The organism is Advenella sp. RU8 (assembly GCF_048381675.1).
Taxonomy (GTDB): domain Bacteria; phylum Pseudomonadota; class Gammaproteobacteria; order Burkholderiales; family Burkholderiaceae_B; genus Advenella.
Genome location: NZ_JBLWIS010000002.1, coordinates 485145 through 512044 on the forward strand (window position 1 = coordinate 485145; position 26900 = coordinate 512044).

A 26900-nucleotide genomic window follows, 5' to 3' on the forward strand; every position below is an offset into this window, starting at 1 on the left:
CACTTTACTACGTTAAATGCCCTGGTGGATGACCTGTTAAAACCAGACTCAACATCCTAAAGCACCCTTTTACCTGATGTTGTTTTCTTGCCAGTGCTGCACACGAACGAGGCGATTTCCCGCCCTTAACGACAATTCCGCCCAGTTTCCCTTGATAACGACATATGGATCATTACGATGATAAGGCAAGGGTTTCTCACCCTCAGGATAAGCAGCAAAAATTGCCGGTACCGCAACATCAGGCGCAAACTGCAACCATATTTCATCGCCCGTACTAAAAACCTGCAAAGGCGCAATAGCAGGGTCGCCACTTAACGACCAATCAAAAGAATATTGGTTTACGCTGCGGTTGGATATTTCCCATTGGGGGTAAAGCCGTTTACGGACCAGCCATTCGGGCTGCGTAGCGCAACCCGCCAGCACGCCTGCCAATAGCAGACAGCCCAAAAGCCGATTTTTTCCTGTCATGTTTAGCCTGATTGAAATTACAAAACCCAAGCATCATGCAACGGAAAAAATAGCCCGACAAGCTGCGAAATTTACGGACGGATAAAAACGCAGCATGCCGTACAAAACAATATCAGCCTAAAAATCAGGCCTTGGCGGCTTCCTGCATTGCCGTATCCGCCTCGGAAGTAAAGGAGTCGGCATAAAACTCGCTTTCAGGCAGGCTGCAGTTGGCCACAAACTCTTTACGGGCACTGCTTACCATAATAGGTGCGCCACAGGCATAAACCTGATGTGACGACAAATCAGGAAAGTCCTCAACAATTGCCTTATGCACAAACCCCGTGCGACCACGCCAATTATCTTCAGGCAAGGCATCGGAAATAACCGGCACAAAAGTAAAGAATGGCAATTGTTGTTCCCATTGCTTGACCAGCTCGCTCATGTACAGGTCTTTTGGCCTGCGGCCGCCCCAATACAGGGTAACCGGGCGGGTAATGCCTTTTTCAATAAGGGCTTCCATCATGGCTTTGACCGGCGCAAAACCGGTTCCGCTAACGATGAACACAATCGGCTTGTCAGAGTCTTCACGCAAGAAGAACGAGCCTAGCGGCCCTTCCGCACGCAAGATTTCACGCACTTTCATTTGCGTGGCGCCAGTACCAAACACGTGATCGGTAAAAACACCGCCAGGCATATGGCGAATATGCAGCTCTACAGGTTCATTGCCATTAGGCGCCGAAGCCATGGAATAACTGCGGCGACGGCCATCTTTAAGAATGAATTCAACATATTGGCCAGCGTAATAGCGGAATGGCTCGGCAGCGGGCATTTGCAGCTTGAGAACCATGACATCGTCGGCCACTTTTTCCATTTCGATCACACGAACCGGCATTTTCCTGACTTGAATATCGCTAGCCATGCGGATTTCGCGGCTTTCAATTTCAAGGTCACTGGTGGCGCTTGCCTGACAGAACAAGGTCAGGCCCTGCTCTTTTTCTTCCTCGCTGACCACCTGGGAAACAGCTGGAGACTGCTCTATGGTTCCGGAAAGAACCTTACCTTTACATGAACCGCATGAACCGCTTTTGCAGCTGTATGGAAGAATGATGCCAGCCTCAAGAGCCGCATCAAGAATCGTTTGCCCTTCTTTGGCAATAAATTGATGGTTACTTGGGTGAACCGTAATATTGAAGCTCATAATATATTTAAAATTCGTTTATTTATTTTAAATGAAAGTGATCGTGACATAACTTCTTGCAATTATGACACGATCAGGCACGGGCAAATTGTTTACTGTCAGATTACCGGAAAAAGAACCGCCTGTTTCATACGCACATCAAGCTGCTTTCCCTTACGGGCACGTTTGCCGATATATTCCTGCAAATCACCCAAAGCCAGGATTTCATCAACCTGCTTGTTCCGGTAGATGCCGGAGATCGTCAGGCCCTGTTCACTAATCGGGATGAGTTGCTCCAGCTTATCGTTTTTATCCAGCGTCATCAGGATCGTTCCCCTTCCGCCACCCGACAAAGCCTTGACTTCGCTTAATTCGATGACCAGAAAACGTCCCGCTGCCGTAAGCATGGCTAGGTATTTGGCATTATCAAACAGGGGAACCGGACGCATCAGGACATCGCCTTTTTCAAGGGTAATGAACTGCTTGCCCGCTTTCTGGCGACTGCTCATATCAGACACCCGGGCACTGAAACCCAGACCACCGGCTTGGGCCAACAGCCAGCGACCGTTAGTAGGACCTGCAATAATATGAATAATGTGCGTCCCGCTTTCAAGATCAACCATGGAAGTAATGGGTTGACCATCGCCACGCGCCGAAGGCAAACTGCCCACCGGCACCGAATACACGCGTCCGTTATCACCAATTCCTATAACCGTATCAGTGCTTCGACACTCATAGGCAGCATAAAGCTTGTCACCCGATTTGAAATTGAATTGATTGATGTCGTGACCATGCCCCTGACGGGAACGCAACCACCCTTTTTCAGAAACAATCACTGTTACCGGCTCATCCACCACTTTGGTTTCAATTATGGCACGTTCCGCTTCCTGGATCACCGTTCTGCGATCATCACCGTATTTTTTGGCATCAGCTTCTATTTCCTTGATGATCAGGCGTTTCAGGGCACCGGGATTATCCAGCAAGTCTTGCAGCTTGAGCTGTTCCTGCTGCTTGTCTTTCAACTCCTGCTCTATCTTGATGCCTTCCAGACGTGCAAGTTGACGCAAACGCATTTCCAGAATATCTTCCGCCTGGCGCTCGGTCAGGTTAAATCGATCCATTAATGCAACCCTGGGCTCATCGGAATCACGAATAGTCTGGATGACCTCATCAATATTCAGATATACCAGCATCCGCCCTTCAAGCACATGAATCCGGTCAAGCACCTTATCCAGACGATGGCGACTGCGGCGTGTGACGGTTTGCGTCCTGAACTCAAGCCATTCATCTAGAATGGTCCGCAAATCACGCTGGCGTGGACGTCCGTCAATCCCAATACACACCAGGTTAATAGACACACTGCTTTCCATGCTGGTGTGAGCCAACAGCAAATTGACAAATTCATCACGGTCTATGCGTGAAGACTTAGGCTCAAAGACAAGCCTTACTGCCGCATCCTTGCCTGACTCATCGCGCACTGCATCCAGCATGGCCAGCATGCTGGCCTTGTTGTTCTGCTGTTCGGCCGATAAAGATTTTTTGCCTGACTTGACTTTTGGATTGGTGATTTCCTCGATTTCTTCCAGCACTTTTTGCCCGGAAGTATTCGGCGGCAATTCGGTAACCACCAATTGCCATTGGCTACGTGCCATTTCTTCAAATACCCAGCGGGCGCGTGCTTTTAAAGAACCCTTGCCACTGGAATAAATGGCCGCAATTTCTTCACGGGAAGAAATGATTTGCGCCCCCCCGGAAAAATCGGGGCCAGGAATAATTTCATAAAGCTCTTCATTACTGGTTTTAGGCTGCTTAAGCAACGTGACACAAGCCTGAGCCACTTCATACAAATTATGCGAAGGAATTTCTGTGGCCATACCAACAGCAATGCCAGAGGCACCATTTAGCAACATGACCGGCAGGCGTGCCGGCAGCATTTGGGGCTCCTGCTGACTGCCATCATAGTTCGGCGTAAAATCTACCGTACCCTCATCAAGCTCATCAAGCAGCAAAGCAGCGATAGGCGTTAACCTGGCTTCGGTATACCGCATGGCGGCCGCACCATCACCATCGCGAGAGCCAAAATTGCCTTGTCCGTCTACCAACGGATAGCGCAAGGAAAAGCTTTGTGCCATACGAACCAAGGCATCATAGGCGGCCTGGTCACCATGCGGGTGATATTTACCCAGCACATCCCCCACAACCCGGGCGGATTTCACCGGCTTGGCACCGGCACGCAAACCCATTTCGTTCATGGCATACAAAATACGGCGCTGTACAGGCTTTTGCCCATCACCCACGTCGGGCAGAGCCCTGCCCTTTACCACTGAAACCGCATAGTCAAGATAGGCCTGCTCAGCATAATGCCCCAGCGTGATGGTTTCTTCTTCACCGGGCTCGTTATTCAACTTCGTATCCAATTCACTCATTACACATCCAATTCGGCCAGATTGCCTTTATCTTCGATCCAGGCGCGTCGCTGTGACGACTCACCTTTGCCCATTAGCATGTCAAACATATTATTAGTCTCTTCAGGACTCAATGCACCGTAGCCTACCGGTAACAAACGGCGGGTATCCGGATTCATGGTGGTTTCCCACAACTGTTCTGGACTCATTTCACCCAAGCCCTTGAAGCGGCTGATAGACAAAGCAGACTGCTTAACCCCTTCGGCATTGACCAGTTTATCTTGCACCGCATCCAGTTCGGCCTGGTCAAGACAGTAAATTTTCCTTGCTGGGCGCTTGCCCTGTGCCGGCACATCAACCCTGAACAGAGGCGGCTTGGCAATAAATACAAAGCCATTTTCAACCAGACGCGGAAAGTGTTTGTAAAACAGCGTCAGCAACAGAACCTGAATGTGAGAGCCATCAACGTCAGCATCGGAAAGAATGCAAATGCGGCGATAACGCAAGCCTGACAAGTCAGGATGATCATTTGGCCCATGCGGATCCACACCAACCGCAACCGAAATATCATGAATTTCATTATTGGCAAACAGACGGTCCCGATCAACTTCCCAGGCATTCAGCACTTTACCGCGCAAGGGTAAAATCGCCTGAAATTCCTTATCCCTGCCCATCTTGGCAGAACCACCCGCCGAATCACCCTCGACCAGAAAAACTTCCGTACGGGTATTGTCGTGTGATTCGCAATCAGTCAGCTTGCCCGGCAAAACCGCAACCCCCGAGCTTTTTCGCTTCTCGATTTTCTGGTTGGAGCGGGTACGGGCCTGGGCCTGGCGAATAGCCAGTTCAGCCAGTTTCTTACCATACTCAACATTGCTGTTCAGCCACAATTCAAGGGCACTTTTGGAAAATCCCCCGACCAGCCTTACCGCATCGCGGCTATTCAGGCGTTCTTTGATTTGCCCCTGAAACTGGGGATCCAGAACCTTGGCGGACAGCACAAAACTGGCCCGTGAGAAAACGTCTTCCGGCAACAGTTTGATGCCCTTTGGCAATAAACTGTGCAGATCGGCAAAGTTCTTTAATGCATTGAACAGGCCCTCACGCAGGCCAGACTCGTGGGTGCCCCCCGCTGAAGTGGGGATCAGATTGACATAAGATTCACGAATCACCGCACCTTCGGTTGTCCAGCAAACCACCCATTCAGCCCCTTCTCCCACCGCAAAGGTTTCATGGTTTTTGCCTGCATACTCTTTGCCAGCGAACATGGGAATCAACAACTCGGTATCAGCCAGGGCCTCTTTCAGATATCCCTGCAAGCCGTCCTCATAGTACCATTGCCGCGACTCACCCGTTTTTTCCAGGGTTAATGAAACCTTGATGCCTGGCATAAGCACGGCTTTGCTACGCAGCAAATGTGCCAGCTCGGCCAGAGGGATAGTGGGCGAATCAAAATATTTGCTATCAGGCCAGACGCGGACACGCGTACCCGTTTTTTTACGTGGTGCTGAACCAGACGTTACGTGCAGGGGAGTAAGTACATTGCCACCATCCGCAAAAACCAGTTCGTTAATTTTGCCATCACGCCACACCTGCACTTCAAGACGATGGGACAAGGCATTGGTTACTGATACCCCCACCCCGTGCAAACCGCCAGAAAACGCATAGGCACCACCCGCTTTTTTATCAAACTTGCCCCCTGCGTGCAGGCGGGTAAATACGATTTCAACCACGGGCACTTTTTCTTCAGGATGCAGACCAGTCGGAATACCCCGACCGTCATCCTCAACCGTCACACTATGATCCGTGTGTAAAATAACCTGGATATGTTTTCCGTAACCGGCCAGCGCCTCATCGGCTGCATTATCAATGACTTCCTGAATGATATGCAGCGGATTTTCAGTCCGCGTATACATTCCAGGCCGCTCACGAACGGGTTCAAGCCCTTTCAGAACCCTGATGGAAGCCTCGTCATAACTTGTTTTGATCGCCACGTTAGTCTCTATACTGTGCAAAAAAACAGACATTTTAAAGTCTGATTAGTGATTTTGTCGTGCCATCCGGGCATTTTCGTACAATCTTTAGATATAAGTGTTATTCTTACACAAATCGCAGTACACATTTTGTTCCTGAAACAAGCGGACAACCTTACATTCCCAGTGTACTTGGCTATTCAAATTTCACCAATATAAAATTTAATTCGTATGAGCGATACTATCAAACACGCGACTGAAGCCAGCTTTAACGCTGATGTTCTCAAGTCTGACAAACCCGTACTGGTTGACTATTGGGCACCTTGGTGTGGCCCCTGTAAAGCCATTGCCCCCGTCCTTGAAGAAGTTGCCAAAGAATACGAAGGACGCCTGCAAGTCGTCAAGGTAGACGTCCAGGATCACCCTGAAGTTGCTGCACAATTCGGCATTCGCGGTATCCCCACCCTAATGGTGTTCAAACACGGCGAAGCCGTTGCCACCAAAGTTGGTGCCGTTAACAAAGCACAACTTACCAGCTTTATCGATAGCGCCCTCTAAAATCATCCAACGTATTTTATTCGTCGCGCGGGCTCATCCGTAGCCCGCCAATTTCTCATTCCCTATTTTATTCTTATTAAAAATAATGCATCTTAATGAACTCAAGGCACTGCATGTGTCGCAGCTGCTTGAAATGGCAGCCACCCTGGAAATAGACAACGCAAACCGTTTTCGCAAGCAAGAACTCATGTTTGCCATCATGAAACGACGGGCAAAACAAGGCGAACAAATTTTCGGTGATGGTGTCCTCGAGGTTCTTCCTGACGGCTTTGGTTTCCTGCGCTCTCCAGAAACTTCTTACCTGGCCAGCACAGACGACATTTATATTTCCCCCTCACAAATTCGCCGTTTCAACCTGCATACTGGCGACTCCATCGAAGGTGAAGTTCGTGTTCCCAAAGACGGCGAGCGTTATTTTGCATTAGTCAAGGTTGAAAAAGTCAACGGTGTGGCCCCTGAACTGATGAAACACCGGATCATGTTCGAAAACCTCACGCCATTGCACCCGAACAAACCGATGATTTTCGAGCGTGATATCAAAAGCGAAGAAAACTACACCGGTCGGATCCTGGATATTTTCGCCCCTATGGGCAAAGGCCAGCGCGCACTGATTGTAGCCAGCCCAAAATCCGGTAAAACCGTCATGATGCAGCACATTGCGCACTCCATCTCGGCCAACTATCCGGATGCCGTCCTGATTGTCCTACTGGTTGACGAACGTCCTGAAGAAGTGACTGAAATGCAACGCACCGTTCGCGGTGAAGTGGTTGCCTCTACGTTTGACGAACCCGCTACCCGTCACGTACAAGTAGCTGAAATGGTCATTGAAAAAGCCAAGCGTCTGGTTGAGCTGAAAAAAGACGTGGTTATTTTGCTGGACTCCATCACCCGTCTGGCCCGCGCCTACAACACGGTTGTACCGGCCTCGGGTAAAGTATTAACCGGTGGTGTGGATGCCAACGCACTGCAACGCCCCAAACGCTTCTTTGGCGCAGCACGTAACCTTGAAGAAGGCGGCTCCCTTACCATTATTGGCACTGCCCTGATTGAAACCGGCAGCCGCATGGACGAGGTCATTTACGAAGAGTTTAAAGGCACCGGCAACTCCGAGGTTCATCTTGAGCGTCGCCTGGCTGAAAAACGCCTGTATCCTGCCATCAACCTGAACAAAACCGGCACACGACGCGAAGAACTGCTAATGAAGCCCGAAACCTTGCAAAAAGTCTGGGTGCTGCGTAAATTTATTCATGAAATGGATGAAATTGAATCCATGGAATTCATTATGGATAAAATCCGCGCAACGAAAAACAATGACCAGTTTTTCGATATGATGAAAAAATAATTTTCATCATCAAGCAAACAAAAAGCCTGTTAAATAACGGGCTTTTTTGTTTTTAATGCTTTGCTTTCATTCTGTTGCGACAACATGCAGGTAGCAGGTGTTTGTATTGTGATGAACAATACGTTATGCTTGATATAAAGAATTGACAACAATAATAATTTATTCCGGCCCAAAATCTTTTCAGGCATTTTTTTATGTCGCACCACTACAGGAGATAAAGATGGAAAAGGATAAAGAGCAAAAACTGATGCTGATGGATCCGGATACCGGTGAAGTCCACTCACTTCAACACTGGATTGCAACCAAACCCATGTGGGAAGGCTCGCTTTCAAACCCCATGGAAGGGCTGATTGAAGTAGTGAAAGACGCACATGGAAAATGGGTTCCCAAACATGAAAAAGGCGCACAATAATCCTGACCTGCCAATGGCCTGATGGGTTAATCAGGCCAACCAGACCCAACAGTCGTACTGCACTTCTATTTTTATACCAACGCATCAATCATTCAGCGATACTATCCGTACGGCCCCCATTTATCCCAGCTGTCTTCTTTGCACAAAACCATGGTTCACATGCTTTAATGCCTGCCCGGGCTTACAATATGAGCTTGTTTAATATCCATCACGTCAAAACATGTCTGCTTTAGGAATTATTGCCGCCTTACACCAGGAAATTGCCAGCCTTTTGGCGCTCATGGAACCAAATATAAAAACTCATCGTATTGGCCAGCGTGATTACCACGAAGGCACGCTTATGGGGCGTCCCTGTGTGGTCGTTCTTTGCCGCATCGGGAAAGTAGCCGCTGCAGCAACCACGGTTACGCTTATCCGGGAATTCAAGGCAAACGCCATACTATTCACGGGAGTTGCCGGCAGCATCAATCAAAAAGTCAACGTCGGTGATGTGGTAGTGGCGAGCCAATTATTACAATATGATATCGACGCCAGCCCGCTATTTCCCCGTTATGAAATTCCCTTGTTGGGTGTAAGCCATTTCAACGCTGACGCAAACCTTTCGGCACAACTACACCAATGCACACAAGATTACATCCGTAATGACCTAAACCTGGAACTTGATCCCACTTCCCGAGAAACATTCAGGCTTCACAATCCGCAATGCCATACAGGGATGATCATTAGCGGGGATTGTTTTGTCAGTGATGTAAACCATTCGATGCAATTACAACAGGACTTACCCGCTGCCTTATGTGTAGAAATGGAAGGAGCCTCGGTTGCCCAGATTTGTTATGAGTATGAGGTACCTTTTGCCGTTGTCCGCATCATCTCCGACCAGGCTGACGGTTCGGCACACATTGATTTCAGTGCTTTTCTGGAGCAAGTAGCACGATTTTATTCAGCTGGGATTTTAAGGCGATTTTTAGAAACCAGCCTGAATTAAACCGCCAAACAGTTGCCGGTATCTGCCGACTCATGCCTTCAAATATGCAGGCATTTATTGGCTACAGCGCAGATTTCAGCAGCTTTAGCGCGTGGCGAAACTGCTCACGTCTGTCCTGGTTCATGGAACGGCAACTTTCCTGCTTAACCGAAGTATTAATGGCGTTAAACTGCTCAATACGGTTAGAAATTGCATGTCCATATTCCCCATCATCTGAAACCAACTCATTGTAACTACTGATAAAATCACCAACAAACCGGGTGGCTTGCTGATTATTAAGCGGCAGCAATTGCTGGACATCTTCCTGCATATTATGCTCAAGACGATCAGCGGACAGCGCTGGATCAAGGTCCGCACAAAACTCATGCAAAAAATAATAATCAAAAGAAGCGATAAAAACTGCCTCTTTGGTTTTTTCCGGTACGTTTTGCGGACTGCCTAAATTTGGCCACAGCAACATTATCAGAAGCCATTTTTTTGAAAGAATTTTCATGATTTCCTTTTCTGGCAAAATTGCCCATTCAATCTTTATCAAGACAATAAATACAAAAACCGCTTTTATTTATCCGATGTTTTTCGGGTTAAATCCAAGTACTTAACTTTAAAAAAATTCTGTACAGTCCACCCAAGTCCATATAAAATCACCTCCCGGATTTATATTTATCCGTCTTTCCCAATCGAAAAAACCTTAATAAAACAACTGTATAACCCGCTCATCAAAAACCTCGGGAGATTGCGATTCGAGTCGATCTTTTTTTAATCTGGCAACTTCATCATGAATGCAATAAATGACATTTTAACAGCCCTGGAAAGCAAGGGCTGGGCAATTTGCGACAGGCTAATGCCTGCTACCCTGGCACACCGTTTATTTATTGAAGGGCAGCAACGCTGGGAACAAGGCCAGTTCCATGATGCCCGTATCGGACGCGAACAGCAACTGGCACGGGTAACCTCTATTCGCGGCGATGCTATCCTTTGGCTTGAACCAGAAAGCCAATATCCCGCCAGCCAGGAAATATTTAAATTAACCGGTTTAATGCAGCAAGCATTAAACCGGTATTTTTTTCTGGGCCTCAAACACATGGAATTACACTTTGCCCGTTATGCATCGGGTACCGGTTATGCCCGCCATCTGGACCAGCACAAAAACACCACTTTCAGAAAAATTACCCTGGTGACCTACCTGAACCCGGAATGGACACAAGAAGACGGTGGCGAACTGGTTTTATATGACCCGGAAAACCCGCTGCAGGAAATGCATCGCGTCCTGCCTGTTGCCGGCAGGACTGTCATTTTCAGAAGTGACCTGATTGAACATGAAGTATTACCCTGCCAAAAACCACGCTGGAGCATAACCGGCTGGTTCAGAGATGATGAAAAGTTTTTTGACCTGGCCGCCTGATATTGATTTTATACCTTTGAGTCAAGGCAAGCTGCCAATCCATTCTTGATCCTGAATGGATTGGCCTTTGTAAACAGCAAAAAATGCAATTGAATGGTTGTGTAATATAATCGTTGCTTGAATTGAGACTTGGCTAAAAACCAAAGGCCTGATGAATCAATTCATTTTTCAAATTTAAAAGAATAAAAGGAGACGTTGTAATGAGTGGACCGTTAAAAGGGATTCGTGTGGTTGAAATGGCCGGCATTGGGCCAGCGCCCTTTTGTGCCATGATGCTTGCCGATATGGGCGCCGAGGTTATTCGCATAGACAGGCTGACCGAAAGCTTGCTGGGCAGTGGCGGTACCGTGGTTGACCGTGGACGCAGAACGATTGCGCTGGATATAAAAAAAGACCATGCCAAGGAAATATTACACAAGCTGATTGCCCGCAGTGACGTTTTAATTGAAGGCTTCCGGCCCGGTGTAATGGAAAAGCTGGGCTTGGGCCCCGATGTTTGTTTTGAACAGAATCCCAAACTCATCTACAGCCGCATGACTGGTTGGGGACAAACCGGGTTACTCTCAAAAACCGCCGGTCACGATATCAACTATCTTTCCCTGACGGGCGTCCTGCATGCAATGGGACAGGCTGACCGCCCCCCTGCCCCACCATTACATCTGGTTGGGGATCAGGGTGGTGGCGCAATGATGCTGGCTTTTGGTATTGTGTGCGCTCTTTTCGAAGCACAAAAATCCGGCAAAGGGCAAGTTATTGATGCCGCCATTTCCGATGGCGCGTCAACGCTTGGCTCCATCTACCATTCCTTACTGGAACAGGGGAAATGGCAAAACCAGCGCGAAGCAAACCTGCTGGATGGTGGTGCACCTTTCTATACCTGCTATACCTGCAAAGACGGTAAATATATTTCAATTGGGGCAATTGAGCCACAGTTTTACCAGTTACTGCTAGAAAAATGCGAACTGACAGATCCAATTTTTGCACGGCAAATGGATAAATCAGCCTGGCCTGAAATAAAGCAAAAATTTACCGAACTGTTCAAAAGCAAAACCCGCCAGGAATGGTGCGAGCTGCTGGAAGGCACTGATGCATGTTTTGCCCCTGTCCTGGATTTTGAAGAGGCTGCCAGCCACCCGCACAATACCAGCCGCAACAATTTCATCAAGATCAATGGAATGACTGCGCCAGCCGCCTCACCCCGCCTTAGCCGAACCCCAGCCACACCCGGCGAGATTTTTAAAAACGGCCATCACACAGCAGAAATACTGAATGAACTGGGTTACGGAAACGACGACCTTGAAAAATTCAGGCAAATAGGCCTGATTAAATAAGTAATACCCATCATCCTTGACCAGGATTATTTACCTGTTTTGGGAATATTGCTGAGTTTTTTTGCTTATAAGACTGTAGCGTTACCAGTCATGAATTGGTAACGCGATTAGCTTAGTATGCTGTTTTCAAGTTAATAAATACAACCTGACCCAGGTATATAACCTGCTTTACAGAAAAAAATTTAACAATATGCAATAAATTCTTTTTCTAGCCACACATAAAAAATATAATCAGACTCCACAAGAAATTTACAAGAACGCTTCTGACCAAAACTCAACATGTATGATCTGATTGGTGATATTCACGGCTATGCCCAACCCCTGAAACAGCTGCTTGCCAAGCTGGACTACATTGAAAAAAACGGCTATTGGCAACACCCGGAACGCAAAGTGATTTTTTTGGGCGATTTTATCGACCGTGGGCCCGAGCAAGTGGAAACCGTCCTGATTGCCAAAGCGATGGTAGAAAACAATGCTGCACTAGCCGTCATGGGAAATCATGAATTCAACGCCGTGGCCTGGACAATGCACAACCCCCGGAAGCCAGGTGAATTTCTACGGCCCCATACAGAAAGATATTTGCGGCAGCACCAAACATTTCTGGAACAGGTTATCGAAGACTCTAGCCTGCATCAGGAAATCACCAACTGGTTTGCCAGCTTGCCCCTTTTCCTGGAGTTTCCCGGTTTCAGGGTCATCCATGCTTGCTGGCACGTACCTTCATTAACAATACTGGCCCCCTTTCTGGATGACCAGAACCGCATACGTCCTGAAGCCTGGTCAATCTTGAGTGCAAAAGGAACCGAAACCTTCGAAGCACTGGAAACCGTTTTGAAAGGCCTGAACATAGAACTGCCTTCGGGTTACGGTTTTGATGACAAGGATGGCAATTTTCGTAACGAAATAAGGGCCCAATGGTGGGAACTGAATGGACTAACCTATCGTGATCTGGCCATGGTGCCACCCAGCGCCATTGAACAAATTCCCCATATTCCCGTGCCAGATGATGTGGTGCCAGGCTATCAGGAAGACAAACCCCTGTTTGTAGGCCACTACTGGATGACCGGAGAACCAGAACCCCTCACGCCCTATATTGCCTGCCTGGATTACAGCATTGCAGCACGCAATACGAAATCAGTCACAAAAGGAAAATTATGTGCTTACCGATGGCAAGGAGAAACCGAATTACTGCGTGACCGGTTTGTCTGGGTAAGCTGATATTTACATTCCTTCTGTGCCAAGCCCTAACCCATCCTGTACACCAGATGGATTCTTGATAAACGGCGCCATATGGCTACACGACCATCGGCAAAACCCACCCCGCCAAACCACTACAAGCCACCACCAGCCAAGGTGGCAATTTCCAGAAAACCAGTGCCACGAAACCAAATAGGGCCAAACAAAAATCTTGTGGGGCAAGAATGGCGCTGGTCCAGATAGGCTGATACAAGGCCGCCAATAATAAACCCACAACCGCAGCATTAATACCCATTAAAGCTGATTGCATGCCGGCATTGCGACGCAGTTGCTCCCAAAAAGGCAAGGTACCGGCAACCAGCAAGAAAGAAGGCAAGAACACAGCGACCAAACAAAGCATCCCGCCCAGCCATCCCGTCGGAGACTGGTTCATGGCCGCTCCCAAAAAAGCAGCAAAGGTAAACAAAGGGCCCGGAACTGCCTGAGTTGCCCCATAACCGGCCAGGAAAGCATTATTGTCAACCCAACCTGAAGGTACCACTTCTGCCTGTAATAACGGCAAGACAACATGCCCGCCACCAAAAACCAGCGATCCGGCACGATAAAATGCATCAAACATGGCAAGCGACTGACCAGGAAATACCTTTACCAACAACGGCAAACCAAGCAGCAGACCAGCAAAAATAACCAGCCAGGCTATTCCGGCCTTTTTGGTTACTGCCATAATGGGTAACGGATCATGCGGTTTAATTTCTTTTGATTTGAACAACCACAATCCTGCCACACCTGCAGCGGCAATCACGGCTACCTGTATCCACACCGATGGCACCAGCAACACCAAACAAGCTGCTATCATCATGAGCGTGACCCGCAGGGCATCAGGACAAAGATTGCGCGCCATGCCCCATACTGCCTGCGCCACTACGGCAACCGCAACCACCTTGAGCCCCTGTAGCATGCCTTGATCGATGGCATGTCCATAACTGGCAAGACCCAGCGCAAATAAAACCAGGGCGATAGCCGATGGCAATGTGAAGCCTGCCCAGGCTGCAAATGCACCCGCATATCCAGCCCTGGACAATCCCAATGCCATGCCCACCTGACTACTGGCTGGCCCCGGCAAAAACTGGCACAAAGATACCAAGTCGGCATAGGTACGATCGCTTAACCAGTGCCGCTTAACCACTAACTCTTCCCGAAAATACCCCAAATGCGCAACAGGGCCACCAAAAGAAGTCAGGCCAAGCTTCAGAAAAACAAGAAAAACCCTCCATGCACTGCGGTCGGGTTCAAATGAATGGGTCATGCTATCTTTTTTCCATGTATGCGACAGTCCTACATGCTAATGCTTGTTTATGACGAAACCACTTTTTAAAGCACTACAGTAACAGGTAAAGGCTGTTTGTTTACAACACCCAAACGGGCACTTTAGAAGCTGGATACTTGAACCGGCATCATTTTTTCTGTATGTCTGGGATGCAGATGAAAAACGCCTACTGACCCATGTAGTTCCGTGTGGAAAATTTGATGGGCCCTATCCATTTGAAGATTGAATTAAATCACAATCAATTCTGTTGCCTCAAATTGTTCTCTTCAATGACCTCAGACCAGATGGCAGAATCCCTGGCAATGGTTTCCTGCATGGTTTTCGAATCGGTATAGAAAGGATACGCGCCCACCGCTTTCAGGCGAGTCTGAATGGCTGGATCGTTAACAACGCTTTCCAAGGCATCAGACAAAATCTTTACCGTACCGTCTGCCGTATCTTTGGGTACCAACAAGCCAGACCATGACACGGCCTTGCTTGCCTGGATGTCCTGCTCTTTTAAGGTGGGAACTTCGGGCAACTCCTCAAGACGCTGTTCCGTATTAACCGCAATGGGACGCAAATTGCCGGCCTTAATCTGTGCAAGCACCGCCACCAAATCAGAATACATAATTGGCACATCACCGGCCAGTACAGCCGTTACTGCCGGTGCACTGCCACGGAAAGGAATATGTGTCATATTGATGCCCAGGTCTTTTTTAATCAATTCCATGGCTAGGTTAGCAGTACTGCCTATGGCTGCAGAAGTATAGTTAATACCCTCTTTGCTGTTTTTAGCCGCTTGTGCCAATGATTTCATATCGGTAATGTCAGGATATTTTTTGGCATTTACTACAATCACTAGCGGTGTAATGTACGCGATCCCAACTGATTTGACATCTTTTTCAAGGTCATAAGGAGGTTGGGACAAAATAAATGGTGCCGTCAGGCTAGGAGCAGCCAGGCTGGCAACGGTATATCCATCGGGCTTGCTCCTGATTAACTGATTAATACCAATAGAACCGGACGCCCCGGATTTATTCTCGACCACAATGGTCTGGTTCAGTTTTTTGCCCAAGGCATCTGCCAACACACGTCCGGCAACATCAGAGGGCCCGCCAGGCGGGAACGGCACGATATAGTTTAAGGATTTATTTGGAAAATCATTGGCTTGTTGCGCATTAGCAGCCTGCAAGGTCAGGCCCTGGGATAAGACAAATGCAGAAACAACAGTAAATTTGGTCAACAACTTCAAGATAATCTCCACCATCAAAATAATAATCTAATGGCTGGAGCGTACCGTGAAAACCAGCTTAAAAATATTGGTACATATCCTCGTTCATCAATTTGGAAAGCAGGCTTTCATGAAATAAAAGCTTGCATAAAAAAACGCCATTTTTTACAGGGCTAATCGTTTCTTTTCAACAAACCATCCAAGACCAATTGATAAAAATGCTCAAAGGCATCTCCAATTCTCATCCCGATTTCTTCAAGAAAAACCGGATTCCTTAGCCGCTGCGCCGCCCCCAAAATAGCCTCGGATACCAGCCTTGAATTATATGAAGTGAATACATTTTGCTTGATCCCTTCTTCAATAATTCCTTCCAACCCTCTGATGCGGGCCAATTGGTATTCATCAAACAACTTTCTGCCCTGCTCCGTTGCTTCCAGATCAACCAGGCAAGCTTTTCCAATGCCCGATGCATTCAATGTCGCCGTTAAATAAACCTTAATGATCTTGGTGGGTTCACTTTCCTGATTAGCCATGGCAAAACCCCGCTCAAGCTTTGAATTGAATAGTTCACGACAAATATCAATAAACAATTCCTCTTTGGTAGGGGCAATCTGATAAATCCGTCTTCTTGAACACTTCAGCCGGGCTGCAATTTCAGCAATGGTTAATTTGGAAATTCCCTCCGTAATTAACAATGCAGTTAATTCCTGCTTGAATTCCTCTTCTGTCCGTCGTGCCATTGTTAGTTCCGTCTTCAAAGATTGGAATTATAACTTGCCTGAATAGCTTTGGTACTTTCCCTATTGACTTGGTACCGCAACAACCCTATTATTTACTCAAACGGTACCATAACTAATTAATTGGTACCACAACAACAGAGACAATCCATGGGAAACAACAATCAAACACTCTACAACAGCACCACTGTACCTGAGCTTTTTCTTTCCGCTTTCAAGGCATATCCAGACCGTACTGCGCTAATAGATACAAAACAGCACCTTACTTACCGGGAAGTCGCTGCCAAATCCTTCCAGATTGCCCGTCTGCTCCAAAGTAAAGACATGAAACGCCAGGATACCGTGGCGCTGCTTCTAAGCAATAGCATTGATTCCTTAATTACACTTATTGCCGTTCAACTAATGGGTTTACGATATATTTCCCTGCATCCCATGGCCTCGGAAAGCGATCACGCTTTTGTGTTACAAGACTCAGGAACACGCATGCTAATTGCCGATGCCGGCAAATTTCCAGAACGCACACAAGCCCTGCATCAACAGAAAATTGTTGAGCAGGTCCTGACCTTGGCTCCCTCTCCCATTGATGCCGGCCTCTTGCAGCAAGCATCCACAATGAGTGACACACCAATCACCATTGAGACACAACCTGGTGACTACACAAAAATTTCATATTCTGGCGGCACGACTGGCCGCTCCAAAGGAATTTTGCAAACACACCGCACAGCGGTCACCATGGTGAATTACCAACTGGCCCACTATGAATGGCCACAAGCCATCCGGTTTCTTGCAACCACCCCTATCTCCCATGCCGCCGGTTCTTTTGTCTTGCCGATTTTTCTGCGTGGCGGAGCCATGTATTTGCTGGACAAGTATTCTGCTGAAACTTTCATGGAATATGTTCAACAACACCAGATCAATGCCACCTTTATGGTGCCCACCCAAATTTATGGCCTGCTTGACTCACCACAACTGGAACAGGCCAACCTGTCCAGTCTTGAATTGATCTTGTATGGTGCCTCACCTATGGCACCTGCACGCCTGCAAGAAGCCCTTAAAAAAATTGGACCGGTTTTTGGACAACTCTATGGCCAGGCCGAAGCACCAATGGTCATCAGCTATTTACGCAAGGAAGACCATGATCCCGCCCACCCGCATTTGCTTCGTTCCTGCGGCCGGGTTATACCAGGCAACCAGGTCAAATTACTTGATGCCGAACTGAATGAAGTACCACCAGGAGAAATCGGTGAAATCTGTGTTCGCGGACCGCTGGTCATGGAAGGCTACCTGAACCGCCCTGAAGAAAATGAAAAAGTTTTTGCCGGCCAATGGCTGCATACAGGTGACATGGCTAGGGAAGATGAACAAGGTTACCTGTACATCGTTGACCGTGCCAAAGACATGATTATTTCGGGTGGTTTTAATGTTTATCCCAGCGAAATTGAAAATTGCCTTGCCACACACCCTGCCATTGCCATGTCTGCAGTAATAGGTGTGCCACACGAGAAATGGGGAGAAGAAGTCACTGCGGTGGTTGTTTTAAAGCCGGGTTTACAACCAACCAAGGAAGAATTGATTGATTTCATACTTAAAGAAAAAGGCCCGGTAAACACCCCTAAAGCCATATTTTTTGAAGAACAGCTTCCCTTAACCTCTTTAGGAAAAATCGATAAAAAAACCATTCGCAGTAAATTCTGGAACCAGCAGGACAGGCAGGTGAGCTAAGACGCCTGCAATACTATAAAAATGCAAACAGTCATTCGACATGCATAATACAAGGAGACATTAATGATTTTAAAAAAACTTTTACTCATTGCAGGTTGCGTTTCCATGGGAATACTAAGCAGCACAACACATGCTGCATCTGAGTACCCCACAAAACAAATTCATTTAACCGTTCCGTTTGCAGCAGGAGGCGTAACAGACCTGACGGCCAGGACTTTTGCAAAGCATCTGTCCGATACCCTGAAGCAGCCCATTATTGTTGAAAACCGTCCCGGTGCAGGTGCCACCATCGGCGCCAATCATGTTGCCAAATCAGCACCTGATGGCTATAACCTATTGCTGGGCACCAATGTTACCCATGCCATTACTCCGCAAATGATGGGAAAAGCGCCTTACAATCCGCTTGAGGATTTTCAACCCATTGCGATGTTTGGGATGAATGGAAATGTGCTTCTGGTGAAACAGGATTTCCCGGCCAATACCTTTGAGGAATTTATTGAGTACATCAGAAACAGCAAAAATGAACTTAATTATGCCTCGGGCAGCATAGGCAGTTCGGCACACCTGGCGGCAGAACTACTGAAAATGGAAGTCAAGGACCTTAACTACACGCACATCCCGTTCGGTGGTCCTGCTGAAGCCATGTCAGCCCTCATAGGCGGGCATGTTGATTTCATGTTCGGCAATATTGGCGCGGCAGTTAACCAGACCAAATCCGGCAAGGTAAAAGCCTTGGCCGTCACAACTGCACAACGAACCAAGGAGTTGCCCAATGTGCCGACTATTGCGGAATCAGGCGTTCCAGGTTTCGAGGTCGTTGGCTGGCTGGCTGCCTTTGCCCCTAAAAACACCCCGCTTGCCACAACTAAAAAACTTAATGCACTGATCAATGCAGCTCAAGAAAATCCTGAATTGCGCAAAACAATGGATACCGCATCGGTCATCCCGGTTATTTACACGCCAGATGAAACCGCCAATTTTGTAAAAAATGAATATGAAAAATGGGGAAATGTCATTCGCGCAGCCAACATTCCAAAAATGTAAAAAATCACACAAACGGAGTTAATAATGACCATCAAAAATAAGGCCTATATTGTTGGCGCTTATGAACATCCTACCCGGTTTGCTCCTGACAAATCAGTTGCCCAGCTTCACGCCGAATGTGCGTTGGGTGCTTTGCAGGATGCCGGGCTGGAACTAAAAGATGTTGACGGATATTTTTGTGCCGGTGACGTTCCGGGTGGCAGCCCGATTTCCATGGCTGAATACCTGAATCTGAACCTGAGCTGGCTGGACGGCACGGAAATTGGCGGATGTTCTTATATTGCCCATGTAGAACGAGCAGCACAAGCCATAGCCGCAGGCAAATGTAAAGTTGCACTGATTACCCTGGCAGGCAAGCCCAAAAGTACCGGTGTGGCCACTGGCACCGCCACCCGGATATTGGGCCCGGAACGCCCCGAGACCCCATGGGATTTGCCTTACAAACCCACCATTACGGGCATTTACGGCATGATTACCCAACGGCACATGCACGAATATGGCACGACTGCCGAACAGTTGGCCGCCATTAAAGTTGCCGCCTCTCATCATGCCCAATACAATGAGCATGCCCTGCTTAAAAAAGTGGTCACTGTTGAAGATGTTATCAACTCCCCCATTATTGCGCCCCCTTTGCACCGGCTGGACTGCTGCGTGATTACCGATGGCGGTGGCGCGCTAGTTGTCACTACGCCTGAAATTGCTAAATCACTTAAGCGCCCACTGGTAAAAGTCATGGGTGCCAGCCAAACCATCAAAACCAGTCATGGCGGCTATATTGCCCCCACACAAACCGGTGCAATCAAGACAGGTCCCGAAGCCTTTGCCGAGGCAGGCGTTACCCCTAATGACATTAAATACGCCTCTATTTACGACAACTTTACCATCATGGTTCTGATGCAGCTTGAAGATCTTGGTTTCTGCAAGAAAGGCCAGGCAGGACAATTTGTTGCAGAAGGCAATTTAATCTCAGGAACCGGCAAACTCCCCTGGAATACCGATGGCGGCGGCTTGTGCAATAACCATCCATCCAATCGTGGCGGCATTACCAAAGTAATCGAGGCGGTACGCCAACTACGCCAAGAAGCACACCCGGCCGTACAAGTAAAAAACTGTGATCTGGCATTAGCTGCCGGGCCTGGCCTGGTAGTGGGTGAAGGCCATGCCCATGCCACCCTTATTTTAGGAAGAGAATAAACATGGATAATCTTGATCATAAAAACCAAGACTTTCTTTCCGATGCCTATGCCAATGCCTACCCGGAAACAAGGCCTTTCTGGGAAGCAGCAGAAAAAGATGAACTCTTGCTGAAAACTTGCCATGATTGCGGCAAGCCACATTGGTACCCCCGCATGGTTTGTCCCTTGTGTGGCAGTGCAAATACAGGTTGGTTAAAGGCAAGTGGCCAGGGTACACTCTATGCCTTTAGCCATATTGAAAAAGCGGATCCACCTTACACGCTGGCTTATGTTCAGCTAGATGAAGGCCCCATCATCATGAGCAATATTATTGATACAGAGGTTAGCCAATTGGAAATTGGAGCACCCGTAACCGTTGCCTTCGAACGCCAGAAGGAAGGCAGGAAAATGCCTGTTTTCAGGTTGAGTGAATAAGGGTCCATTTTAATAATCCATAAAGACGTCTTTCCACTAGACGTCTTTAAACATTAATGAACCGCGGATTTTCAATCCCAGCGTTTCTGTAATTCGCTTCAAGGCGCCCACCATTTTGTCATGGTTCTGTTCCACGCGAACCGTCAGTGTTGATACACTCAGGGCACAGACGCCGTTGCCATAAGCATCCCTGACCGGCATTGATAATGAACGAACCGGCAAATCGGGGGCATCCTTGATGGCATACCCCTTCGTTCTTGCCTGGGCAATAATTTGCATGAATTCATTAATGGACGGCTCTGCACGTGCGGCTAACAACGTGGCATTTTTCAACAGGATTTTTTCCACTTGTTCATCAGTCATGGTGCTGAGCAATGCAATACTGCCGGCACCGCAGCCCAATGGACGTCGCTGTCCTACACCCAGGTTCAAGACACGAATGGGGAAGTGCCCTTCAGCGCGATCAAGGCAAACAACATCATAACCACTTTTAACTGTCAAAAAGGCACTATCACCGGTAATACCCGACAAGTCCTGTAATGCTTCTTTACACAACTGCTGGGCGGGCACTGATGAACTGGCCGCTAGTCCAAGCTCATACAATAGCGGTCCCAAATGATAGTTTCGGGTCAATGGATTCTGCACCAGCATGGACTCTGCCGTTAAACGTCTCAATATTCGATGAACGGTGGGTCTTTCAATACCAGACCTTTCTGCTATTTCACCCAGTCCAAACCCCACTCCGTCCGAGGCGGCAATGACGCGCAGGATTTCAGTTGCACGGCCAATACTCTGCGTGCCCCCCACCTCTTTTTTATTATCACCATAGTCCATATTGTGGATTCCTTATGTTTACTAGTTCATTTTTTAGCATAATAATACATTCAAACAATACAAAACAAGACCTTGCACTTACAACACCGACACTGAGGAGACCTACATGAACTTTCCCAAACAGCTAAAAACCTGTTTTGTTATCGCCGGCATGATTTCCCTTACAGGCACGGCAATGGCCGCCTACCCTGAAAAACCGGTCAATACGATTGTGACCTTCCCGCCCGGCAACTCTGCCGACTTGGTGGGTCGTACCATGGCCCAGCAACTTGAGCAGGCATTTGGCCAAACATTCATTATTGAAAACAAAGGTGGTGCCGGCGGCACGATTGGGGTTGAACAACTCATCCGAAGCAAACCCGACGGTTACACCATTACCATTACGTCACTGTCTCCCATCAGTATTATTCCAGTCACCAAAAAACTGCCTTATGATCCACTGAAAGATCTGGTGCCCATCTCCCTGCTTGCCCAAGGCCCCATGGTCGTCCTTGTCAACAAGGACGCCCCTTTCAATACCATGCAAGAGCTTATTGATTATGCAAAAGCCAATCCGGGAAAACTGAACTACGGCTCACTGGGTGCCGGCACCATCAGCCAATTAACCACAGAGCTTTTCAAGGAAGCCGCGGACATTGACATCAAGGAAATTCCTTACAAAGGCAGTACCCAGGCTATTCAAGACTTGATTGGTGGCAGGATACAAATTCTTTTTGATGGCAACGCTTCCGCTATCCGGCAAATTGAAGCGGGCGCGGCAAAAGGCCTGGCCGTCACTATCCCGCAGCGCTCTCCCCTGATGCCCGATACACCCTCCATTGCAGAAACCAATGTAGAGGGATTGAAAAACTTTACCTCCCAGGGCTGGATGGGCGCTTTTGCACCGGCAAATACACCACCGGAAGTCATCAAAGCCTTACACGAAAAAATGCAGGCCGCACTTAAAACCCAACCCGTTATTGAGCGCTTCAATGCATCCGGCCTGCAGGCAATCGGCTCGGAAACACCCGAAAAATTTGAAGAATTTGTCAAAGAAGATCTTAACCGCTGGAAATCAGCCGCAAAAATGCTGGGTATCAGCCCCGATCAATAAGGATAAATCATGAACAAAACCTACGAAACCATCAAAGTCGAAGAACCGTTTCCCGGGATTCTGCTGGTCACCCTTAACCGCCCTGAAGTCTCCAATGCCTTCAACACCCAAGCCGGACATGAGCTGTATGATGTGTTTCACCCCCTGGAGCTTGAACACCGCAAATATCGCTGCGTGGTTATCACCGGTGCCGGTGACAAGGCTTTCTGTGCAGGCGGTGACTTAAAAGAGCGCAAAACCCTGACTGAAGAACAATGGGTATTACAGCACGAGCTTTTTGAGCGCACCTTCCGCTCAATTCTCAACTGTCCACTGCCCATTCTGGCTGCCGTCAATGGTCATGCTTTTGGTGGCGGCTTTGAATTGATGCTGCAGTGTGATTTTGCCTATGCATCACGCAACGCCCGCTTTGCCCTGACAGAAGTTTCCCTGGGCATCATGCCAGGCGGAGCCGGTACGCAAACCTTGCCAAGGGCCGTTGGCGAACGTCGTGCAAAGGAAATCATTTTGACAGCAAGCCCTTTCAGTGCCGATGAAGCTTGCGAATGGGGAGTCGTCAACCGTGTTTTCGAACCGGGCGAGGTCCTGGAAAAGACGCTTGAAGCCGCACAGAAAATTGCCGCCAATGCCCCGCTTTCGATCAGGCAGGCAAAGCACTCCATCCACTACGGATTACAAATGGATCTGAATTCAGGCATGATGTTTGAACTTGAAGCGTACCAACGCATGGTTCACAGCCAGGATCGCAAGGAAGGCATTCTGGCCTTCAATGAAAAGCGCAAACCCAATTTCAAGGGCTGGTAAGAATGAAAACAAACACTAGCAAACCATTACCCCTGCAAGGCTATACCGTTTTTGAAATTGGGCAGAATGTTGCCGCCCCATTTGCCGCCCAAATCCTGGCTGATTTGGGTGCCACGGTGATTAAGATTGAAAAGCCGGCAGGAGACGATGCCCGTCACTGGGGTCCACCGGATTGGGAAGGTGCTTCGGCCATGTTCCAGACCTTAAACCGGAACAAGCAATCCCAGGTCTGCAATTTCAGGGATCCACAGCAGGTTGAACAACTCAGAAAACAATTCATCGCGCAGGCGGATGTCATTATCCAGAACTTCAGGCCTGGTGTTCTGGAAGGCTTGGGCCTTGATGAAAAAACCCTGCGTGCCGCCAAACCCGAGCTGATTTACTGCGATATGGGTGCCTTTGGCAGTGGTGGTCCGTTATCTGAGCTGCCTGGTTACGACCCGCTGATGCAAGCCTACGGTGGATTAATGAGCGTAACCGGTGAGCCGGGGCAACCTCCGGTCCGGACGGGCTATTCAGTCATTGACTGTGGTACTGGCATGTGGGCCGCCATTGGCATTCTGTCTGCCCTGTTACAACGCGAGAAAAAACAGGAAGGTGCTCATGTTGAGGTTTCCCTTTTCGAAACTTCCTTAAGCTGGATGCAGGTTGCCAGCGCCCAGCATATGTCCAGCGGCCAGGTTCCAGGTCGACATGGATCAGGGGCCGCTACCATTGTGCCTTACCGCGCCTACCAGACGGCTGACGGACACCTGGTGGTTGCCGCAGGCAATAATGGCCTGTTTGCCAGACTGTGCAAAGTGCTGGCCCACAGCGAATGGACTGAAGATGCACGTTTTGCCAATAACCCGCAACGCGTCATCCACCGACACATTCTTGATGAATTGATCCAGAATGAATTAAGCCAGCAAACACGCGAATACTGGACTGCCAAATTACGTGAAGCCAACGTGCCTTGTGCTCCGGTACAGGATACGGCTGAAGCCTTTGGCTGCGAACAGGCACAGGCCTTGGGTGTTATGCAGGAAGTCCCCGATTCCGCCATGAAATTCATGGGTCTGCCCATTCGCCTTGACGGACAAAGGCCTGCCATCCGGCTTGCGCCCCCTGCCCTGCAACCCTTGACTGAAGAGACCGTATCATGACTGATAACAATCAGGTCTTCGTTCGGGAAGTCGGCTTGCGTGATGGCATTCAGAGCCTGAATACCATTGCCACCCAGGACAAACTGCAATGGCTCAAGGTGGAGTCTGAAGCCGGTGTTCGCGCCTTTGAAATCACCTCGTTTGTGCCCGCGCATGTGATCCCCCAATTCTTTGATGCCCAAACAATGGTCGAGCAGGGACAACTGAACCCCAGACTGGTGCTTTCAGCACTGGTGCTGAATGAAAAAGGCGCCATGCGCGCCTTGGAAGCCGGCACAAAAAATATTGTATTTGTCCTTTCAGCCAGTGCCACGCACTCACAAAAAAATGCCCGCACCACACTTGAAAACGCGCTTGCTGCAGTGGCACGATTAATTGAAATGGTCAAGCAACAGCCCGAACCACCGCATATAACCGGTGCCATTGCCACTTCTTTTGGCTGCACCTATGAGGGCCATATTGAAAGCAAGACCGTTCTGAACATTGCAGACAGAATGGCACAGGCCGGTGTTGACCATATCGCATTGGGAGACACGGTTGGTTTTGCGGGCCCCAGACAAGTCAGAAACCTGTTTACCCAACTACATCAACTATTGGGCAAGCTACCGCTTGGCGCTCATTTTCATGACACTCGCGGCATGGGTATGGCTAACGTACTGGCTGCCCTGGATGCTGGTGTCAGACACTTTGACGCCTCTTTGGGGGGCTTGGGCGGCTGTCCGTTTGCCCCCGGCGCGACCGGTAACATCGCTACCGAAGATCTTTGCTTCCTGCTGGAAGAGTATGGTCTGCAAACCGGTATTGACCTTGAAAAACTGCTTGAGGCCCGCCGCTGGCTGGCCCACCTGCTTCCTGACGAGCCATTACAGGGTGCTTTGTCACGTGCAGGACTGCCCACCATCATTACACATTAATTCTTGAAATCAGGAAAAAGAACCATGGATACATTAAGTACACAAAACGCCCCCGTTTCCATTGAGTTGGGTAACGACTATCAAGATATCCGCGAAAGCGTTCGCCGCATTTGCGAGGACTTTCCCGGCTCCTACTGGAGAAATCTGGACGAGCAGCAAGGCTACCCCTCTGAATTTGTCAATGCCCTGACTGAAGCCGGTTATCTGGGTGCTCTGATTCCCGAAGAATATGGTGGCAGTGGCCTGCCCCTGCGTGCGGCATCGGTTATTCTGGAAGAAATTCATGCGGCCGGCTGCAATGCAGGTGCCTGCCACGCACAAATGTATATCATGGGTACGCTTTTGCGTCACGGCAGCGAAGAGCAAAAAAGAAAATACCTGCCCGATATCGCCAGTGGCAAACTGCGCCTGCAGGCCTTTGGCATTACGGAGCCCACCACCGGCTCAGACACCACCCAAATCAAGACCCGGGCCGTGCGTGATGGTGACAACTATATTATCAACGGCCAGAAAGTGTGGACCTCGCGTGCCCGTTATTCCGACCTTATGCTGTTACTGGCCCGTACCACGCCTGCCGATCAGGTCAAGAAAAAAACCGATGGCATTTCCGTCTTCCTGGTGGATTTGCGCGAGGCCCGTGGCAATGGCGTTGAAATCCAGCCGATTCGTGCCATGATCAACCACAATACAACCGAAGTGTTTATTGAAAACCTGGTGGTTCCCGCCTCCAGTCTGGTAGGTGAAGAAGGCAAAGGGTTCCGTTACATTCTTGACGGCATGAATGCAGAACGTATTCTGTGTGCCTCGGAAGCGATTGGTGATGCAAAATGGTTTACCAAGACAGCCGCTGCCTATGGTAATGAGCGTGTTGTATTCGGTCGTCCGATTGGCCAGAACCAGGGCATTCAGTTCCCTATCGCCCGTGCTTATGCCGAGACTGAAGCTGCCGAAATGATGGTACGCAAAGCGACCGCCATTTTTGCCGCAGGTCTGGATTGTGGTGAAGCCGCCAACATTGCCAAACTGCTGGCGTCCGAAGCGGCCTGGCATGCTGCCGAGGCCTGCATGCAAACACACGGTGGATTTGGCTATGCCGCTGAGTATGATGTTGAACGTAAGTGGCGTGAATGCCGGGTCATGCAAATTGCCCCCATTTCTTCCAACCTGATTCTTTCCTTCATCGGACAACACGTCCTGGGCATGCCACGTTCATTCTAGGAGACGT

Annotated in this window: 25 protein-coding genes; 16 read left to right on the top strand and 9 right to left on the bottom strand. The window is 48.7% G+C overall.

The window, feature by feature from the left end:
• Window positions 1–69: 69 nt before the first annotated feature.
• The 4 genes from ACM5Q9_RS04800 to ACM5Q9_RS04815 form a co-directional block, all read right to left on the bottom strand.
• On the bottom strand, window positions 70–468 hold the full coding sequence (locus ACM5Q9_RS04800) for a TrbG/VirB9 family P-type conjugative transfer protein (RefSeq protein WP_418143589.1): 399 nt from the start codon (window positions 466–468) through the stop codon (window positions 70–72).
• Between the two features lie 124 nt (window positions 469–592).
• Entirely contained in the window at window positions 593–1648 is a 1056-nt protein-coding gene (locus ACM5Q9_RS04805; RefSeq protein ID WP_418143590.1) for a CDP-6-deoxy-delta-3,4-glucoseen reductase, read from the bottom strand.
• Between the two features lie 98 nt (window positions 1649–1746).
• Window positions 1747–4053, bottom strand: a complete 2307-nt coding sequence (gene parC, locus ACM5Q9_RS04810) for a DNA topoisomerase IV subunit A (protein ID WP_418143591.1) — start codon at window positions 4051–4053, stop codon at window positions 1747–1749.
• Window positions 4053–5948 (bottom strand): DNA topoisomerase IV subunit B, encoded by a 1896-nt coding sequence (locus ACM5Q9_RS04815; RefSeq protein WP_418143642.1) that lies wholly within the window; start codon window positions 5946–5948, stop codon window positions 4053–4055. Before ACM5Q9_RS04815 ends, parC begins: the two co-directional genes overlap by 1 nt.
• Before the next feature lie 288 nt (window positions 5949–6236).
• On the opposite strand from ACM5Q9_RS04815, the gene trxA reads away from it, so the two are divergent.
• From trxA to ACM5Q9_RS04835, 4 genes are all read left to right on the top strand, one after another.
• Window positions 6237–6563, top strand: coding sequence for a thioredoxin TrxA (trxA, locus tag ACM5Q9_RS04820; protein WP_418143592.1), 327 nt, complete (start codon window positions 6237–6239; stop codon window positions 6561–6563).
• A gap of 85 nt (window positions 6564–6648) precedes the next feature.
• A complete protein-coding gene (gene rho / locus ACM5Q9_RS04825) occupies window positions 6649–7905 on the top strand; it encodes a transcription termination factor Rho (RefSeq protein ID WP_418143593.1) in 1257 nt (418 codons plus the stop codon).
• A gap of 220 nt (window positions 7906–8125) precedes the next feature.
• A complete protein-coding gene (locus tag ACM5Q9_RS04830; protein WP_418143594.1) occupies window positions 8126–8317 on the top strand; it encodes a hypothetical protein in 192 nt (63 codons plus the stop codon).
• A 220-nt stretch (window positions 8318–8537) separates the two neighbouring features.
• Window positions 8538–9302 carry a 5'-methylthioadenosine/adenosylhomocysteine nucleosidase gene (locus tag ACM5Q9_RS04835; protein WP_418143595.1) on the top strand — a complete coding sequence of 255 codons (765 nt, stop codon included), beginning with the start codon at window positions 8538–8540 and terminating at the stop codon, window positions 9300–9302.
• Between the two features lie 61 nt (window positions 9303–9363).
• Here the strand turns inward: ACM5Q9_RS04835 and ACM5Q9_RS04840 are convergent, their stop codons facing one another.
• A complete protein-coding gene (locus tag ACM5Q9_RS04840; RefSeq protein WP_418143596.1) occupies window positions 9364–9762 on the bottom strand; it encodes a hypothetical protein in 399 nt (132 codons plus the stop codon).
• A 315-nt stretch (window positions 9763–10077) separates the two neighbouring features.
• On the opposite strand from ACM5Q9_RS04840, the gene ACM5Q9_RS04845 reads away from it, so the two are divergent.
• The 3 genes from ACM5Q9_RS04845 to ACM5Q9_RS04855 all read left to right on the top strand — a co-directional run bounded on the left by ACM5Q9_RS04845 (window position 10078) and on the right by ACM5Q9_RS04855 (window position 13253).
• Window positions 10078–10704 carry a 2OG-Fe(II) oxygenase gene (locus ACM5Q9_RS04845; RefSeq protein ID WP_418143597.1) on the top strand — a complete coding sequence of 209 codons (627 nt, stop codon included), beginning with the start codon at window positions 10078–10080 and terminating at the stop codon, window positions 10702–10704.
• A gap of 200 nt (window positions 10705–10904) precedes the next feature.
• A complete protein-coding gene (locus ACM5Q9_RS04850) occupies window positions 10905–12035 on the top strand; it encodes a CaiB/BaiF CoA transferase family protein (RefSeq protein WP_418143598.1) in 1131 nt (376 codons plus the stop codon).
• 279 nt (window positions 12036–12314) lie between these two features.
• Complete coding sequence (locus tag ACM5Q9_RS04855; protein ID WP_418143599.1) at window positions 12315–13253, top strand: metallophosphoesterase; 939 nt, start codon at window positions 12315–12317, stop codon at window positions 13251–13253.
• A gap of 76 nt (window positions 13254–13329) precedes the next feature.
• Here the strand turns inward: ACM5Q9_RS04855 and chrA are convergent, their stop codons facing one another.
• From chrA to ACM5Q9_RS04870, 3 genes are all read right to left on the bottom strand, one after another.
• Entirely contained in the window at window positions 13330–14538 is a 1209-nt protein-coding gene (gene chrA / locus ACM5Q9_RS04860; RefSeq protein WP_418143600.1) for a chromate efflux transporter, read from the bottom strand.
• A gap of 259 nt (window positions 14539–14797) precedes the next feature.
• Window positions 14798–15793 (bottom strand): Bug family tripartite tricarboxylate transporter substrate binding protein, encoded by a 996-nt coding sequence (locus ACM5Q9_RS04865; RefSeq protein WP_418143601.1) that lies wholly within the window; start codon window positions 15791–15793, stop codon window positions 14798–14800.
• Window positions 15794–15945: 152 nt separating this feature from the next.
• Complete coding sequence (locus ACM5Q9_RS04870; RefSeq protein ID WP_418143602.1) at window positions 15946–16512, bottom strand: TetR/AcrR family transcriptional regulator; 567 nt, start codon at window positions 16510–16512, stop codon at window positions 15946–15948.
• A 147-nt stretch (window positions 16513–16659) separates the two neighbouring features.
• On the opposite strand from ACM5Q9_RS04870, the gene ACM5Q9_RS04875 reads away from it, so the two are divergent.
• The 4 genes from ACM5Q9_RS04875 to ACM5Q9_RS04890 all read left to right on the top strand — a co-directional run bounded on the left by ACM5Q9_RS04875 (window position 16660) and on the right by ACM5Q9_RS04890 (window position 20885).
• Entirely contained in the window at window positions 16660–18231 is a 1572-nt protein-coding gene (locus ACM5Q9_RS04875; RefSeq protein ID WP_418143603.1) for an AMP-binding protein, read from the top strand.
• Between the two features lie 63 nt (window positions 18232–18294).
• Window positions 18295–19275, top strand: a complete 981-nt coding sequence (locus tag ACM5Q9_RS04880; RefSeq protein ID WP_418143604.1) for a Bug family tripartite tricarboxylate transporter substrate binding protein — start codon at window positions 18295–18297, stop codon at window positions 19273–19275.
• 24 nt (window positions 19276–19299) lie between these two features.
• Window positions 19300–20469, top strand: coding sequence for a thiolase domain-containing protein (locus ACM5Q9_RS04885; protein WP_418143605.1), 1170 nt, complete (start codon window positions 19300–19302; stop codon window positions 20467–20469).
• 2 nt (window positions 20470–20471) lie between these two features.
• Entirely contained in the window at window positions 20472–20885 is a 414-nt protein-coding gene (locus ACM5Q9_RS04890; RefSeq protein ID WP_418143606.1) for a Zn-ribbon domain-containing OB-fold protein, read from the top strand.
• Window positions 20886–20921: 36 nt separating this feature from the next.
• On the opposite strand, the gene ACM5Q9_RS04895 is transcribed toward ACM5Q9_RS04890, so the two are convergent.
• Window positions 20922–21719, bottom strand: a complete 798-nt coding sequence (locus ACM5Q9_RS04895; protein WP_418143607.1) for an IclR family transcriptional regulator — start codon at window positions 21717–21719, stop codon at window positions 20922–20924.
• A gap of 106 nt (window positions 21720–21825) precedes the next feature.
• On the opposite strand from ACM5Q9_RS04895, the gene ACM5Q9_RS04900 reads away from it, so the two are divergent.
• From ACM5Q9_RS04900 to ACM5Q9_RS04920, 5 genes are read left to right on the top strand one after another with little or no spacing between them, the layout of a single operon-like run.
• The gene (locus ACM5Q9_RS04900; protein WP_418143608.1) at window positions 21826–22812 is read left to right on the top strand and encodes a Bug family tripartite tricarboxylate transporter substrate binding protein; all 987 of its coding nucleotides are present in this window, start codon (window positions 21826–21828) and stop codon (window positions 22810–22812) included.
• A 9-nt stretch (window positions 22813–22821) separates the two neighbouring features.
• Window positions 22822–23616 (top strand): enoyl-CoA hydratase/isomerase family protein, encoded by a 795-nt coding sequence (locus tag ACM5Q9_RS04905; protein WP_418143609.1) that lies wholly within the window; start codon window positions 22822–22824, stop codon window positions 23614–23616.
• Window positions 23617–23618: 2 nt separating this feature from the next.
• Complete coding sequence (locus ACM5Q9_RS04910) at window positions 23619–24761, top strand: CaiB/BaiF CoA transferase family protein (protein ID WP_418143610.1); 1143 nt, start codon at window positions 23619–23621, stop codon at window positions 24759–24761.
• The gene (locus tag ACM5Q9_RS04915; protein WP_418143611.1) at window positions 24758–25675 is read left to right on the top strand and encodes a hydroxymethylglutaryl-CoA lyase; all 918 of its coding nucleotides are present in this window, start codon (window positions 24758–24760) and stop codon (window positions 25673–25675) included. Before ACM5Q9_RS04910 ends, ACM5Q9_RS04915 begins: the two co-directional genes overlap by 4 nt.
• A gap of 24 nt (window positions 25676–25699) precedes the next feature.
• On the top strand, window positions 25700–26893 hold the full coding sequence (locus tag ACM5Q9_RS04920; protein ID WP_418143612.1) for an acyl-CoA dehydrogenase family protein: 1194 nt from the start codon (window positions 25700–25702) through the stop codon (window positions 26891–26893).
• Window positions 26894–26900 lie beyond the last annotated feature (7 nt).

Bases quoted from the DNA above. Each gene is read 5' to 3' on its own strand.
- ACM5Q9_RS04800 (WP_418143589.1), bottom strand. From the start codon at position 468: ATGACAGGAAAAAATCGGCTTTTGGGCTGTCTGCTATTGGCAGGCGTG.
- ACM5Q9_RS04805 (WP_418143590.1), bottom strand. From the start codon at position 1,648: ATGAGCTTCAATATTACGGTTCACCCAAGTAACCATCAATTTATTGCC.
- parC (WP_418143591.1), bottom strand. From the start codon at position 4,053: ATGAGTGAATTGGATACGAAGTTGAATAACGAGCCCGGTGAAGAAGAA.
- ACM5Q9_RS04815 (WP_418143642.1), bottom strand. From the start codon at position 5,948: ATGTATACGCGGACTGAAAATCCGCTGCATATCATTCAGGAAGTCATT.
- trxA (WP_418143592.1), top strand. From the start codon at position 6,237: ATGAGCGATACTATCAAACACGCGACTGAAGCCAGCTTTAACGCTGAT.
- rho (WP_418143593.1), top strand. From the start codon at position 6,649: ATGCATCTTAATGAACTCAAGGCACTGCATGTGTCGCAGCTGCTTGAA.
- ACM5Q9_RS04830 (WP_418143594.1), top strand. From the start codon at position 8,126: ATGGAAAAGGATAAAGAGCAAAAACTGATGCTGATGGATCCGGATACC.
- ACM5Q9_RS04835 (WP_418143595.1), top strand. From the start codon at position 8,538: ATGTCTGCTTTAGGAATTATTGCCGCCTTACACCAGGAAATTGCCAGC.
- ACM5Q9_RS04840 (WP_418143596.1), bottom strand. From the start codon at position 9,762: ATGTTGCTGTGGCCAAATTTAGGCAGTCCGCAAAACGTACCGGAAAAA.
- ACM5Q9_RS04845 (WP_418143597.1), top strand. From the start codon at position 10,078: ATGAATGCAATAAATGACATTTTAACAGCCCTGGAAAGCAAGGGCTGG.
- ACM5Q9_RS04850 (WP_418143598.1), top strand. From the start codon at position 10,905: ATGAGTGGACCGTTAAAAGGGATTCGTGTGGTTGAAATGGCCGGCATT.
- ACM5Q9_RS04855 (WP_418143599.1), top strand. From the start codon at position 12,315: ATGTATGATCTGATTGGTGATATTCACGGCTATGCCCAACCCCTGAAA.
- chrA (WP_418143600.1), bottom strand. From the start codon at position 14,538: ATGACCCATTCATTTGAACCCGACCGCAGTGCATGGAGGGTTTTTCTT.
- ACM5Q9_RS04870 (WP_418143602.1), bottom strand. From the start codon at position 16,512: ATGGCACGACGGACAGAAGAGGAATTCAAGCAGGAATTAACTGCATTG.
- ACM5Q9_RS04875 (WP_418143603.1), top strand. From the start codon at position 16,660: ATGGGAAACAACAATCAAACACTCTACAACAGCACCACTGTACCTGAG.
- ACM5Q9_RS04880 (WP_418143604.1), top strand. From the start codon at position 18,295: ATGATTTTAAAAAAACTTTTACTCATTGCAGGTTGCGTTTCCATGGGA.
- ACM5Q9_RS04885 (WP_418143605.1), top strand. From the start codon at position 19,300: ATGACCATCAAAAATAAGGCCTATATTGTTGGCGCTTATGAACATCCT.
- ACM5Q9_RS04890 (WP_418143606.1), top strand. From the start codon at position 20,472: ATGGATAATCTTGATCATAAAAACCAAGACTTTCTTTCCGATGCCTAT.
- ACM5Q9_RS04895 (WP_418143607.1), bottom strand. From the start codon at position 21,719: ATGGACTATGGTGATAATAAAAAAGAGGTGGGGGGCACGCAGAGTATT.
- ACM5Q9_RS04900 (WP_418143608.1), top strand. From the start codon at position 21,826: ATGAACTTTCCCAAACAGCTAAAAACCTGTTTTGTTATCGCCGGCATG.
- ACM5Q9_RS04905 (WP_418143609.1), top strand. From the start codon at position 22,822: ATGAACAAAACCTACGAAACCATCAAAGTCGAAGAACCGTTTCCCGGG.
- ACM5Q9_RS04910 (WP_418143610.1), top strand. From the start codon at position 23,619: ATGAAAACAAACACTAGCAAACCATTACCCCTGCAAGGCTATACCGTT.
- ACM5Q9_RS04915 (WP_418143611.1), top strand. From the start codon at position 24,758: ATGACTGATAACAATCAGGTCTTCGTTCGGGAAGTCGGCTTGCGTGAT.
- ACM5Q9_RS04920 (WP_418143612.1), top strand. From the start codon at position 25,700: ATGGATACATTAAGTACACAAAACGCCCCCGTTTCCATTGAGTTGGGT.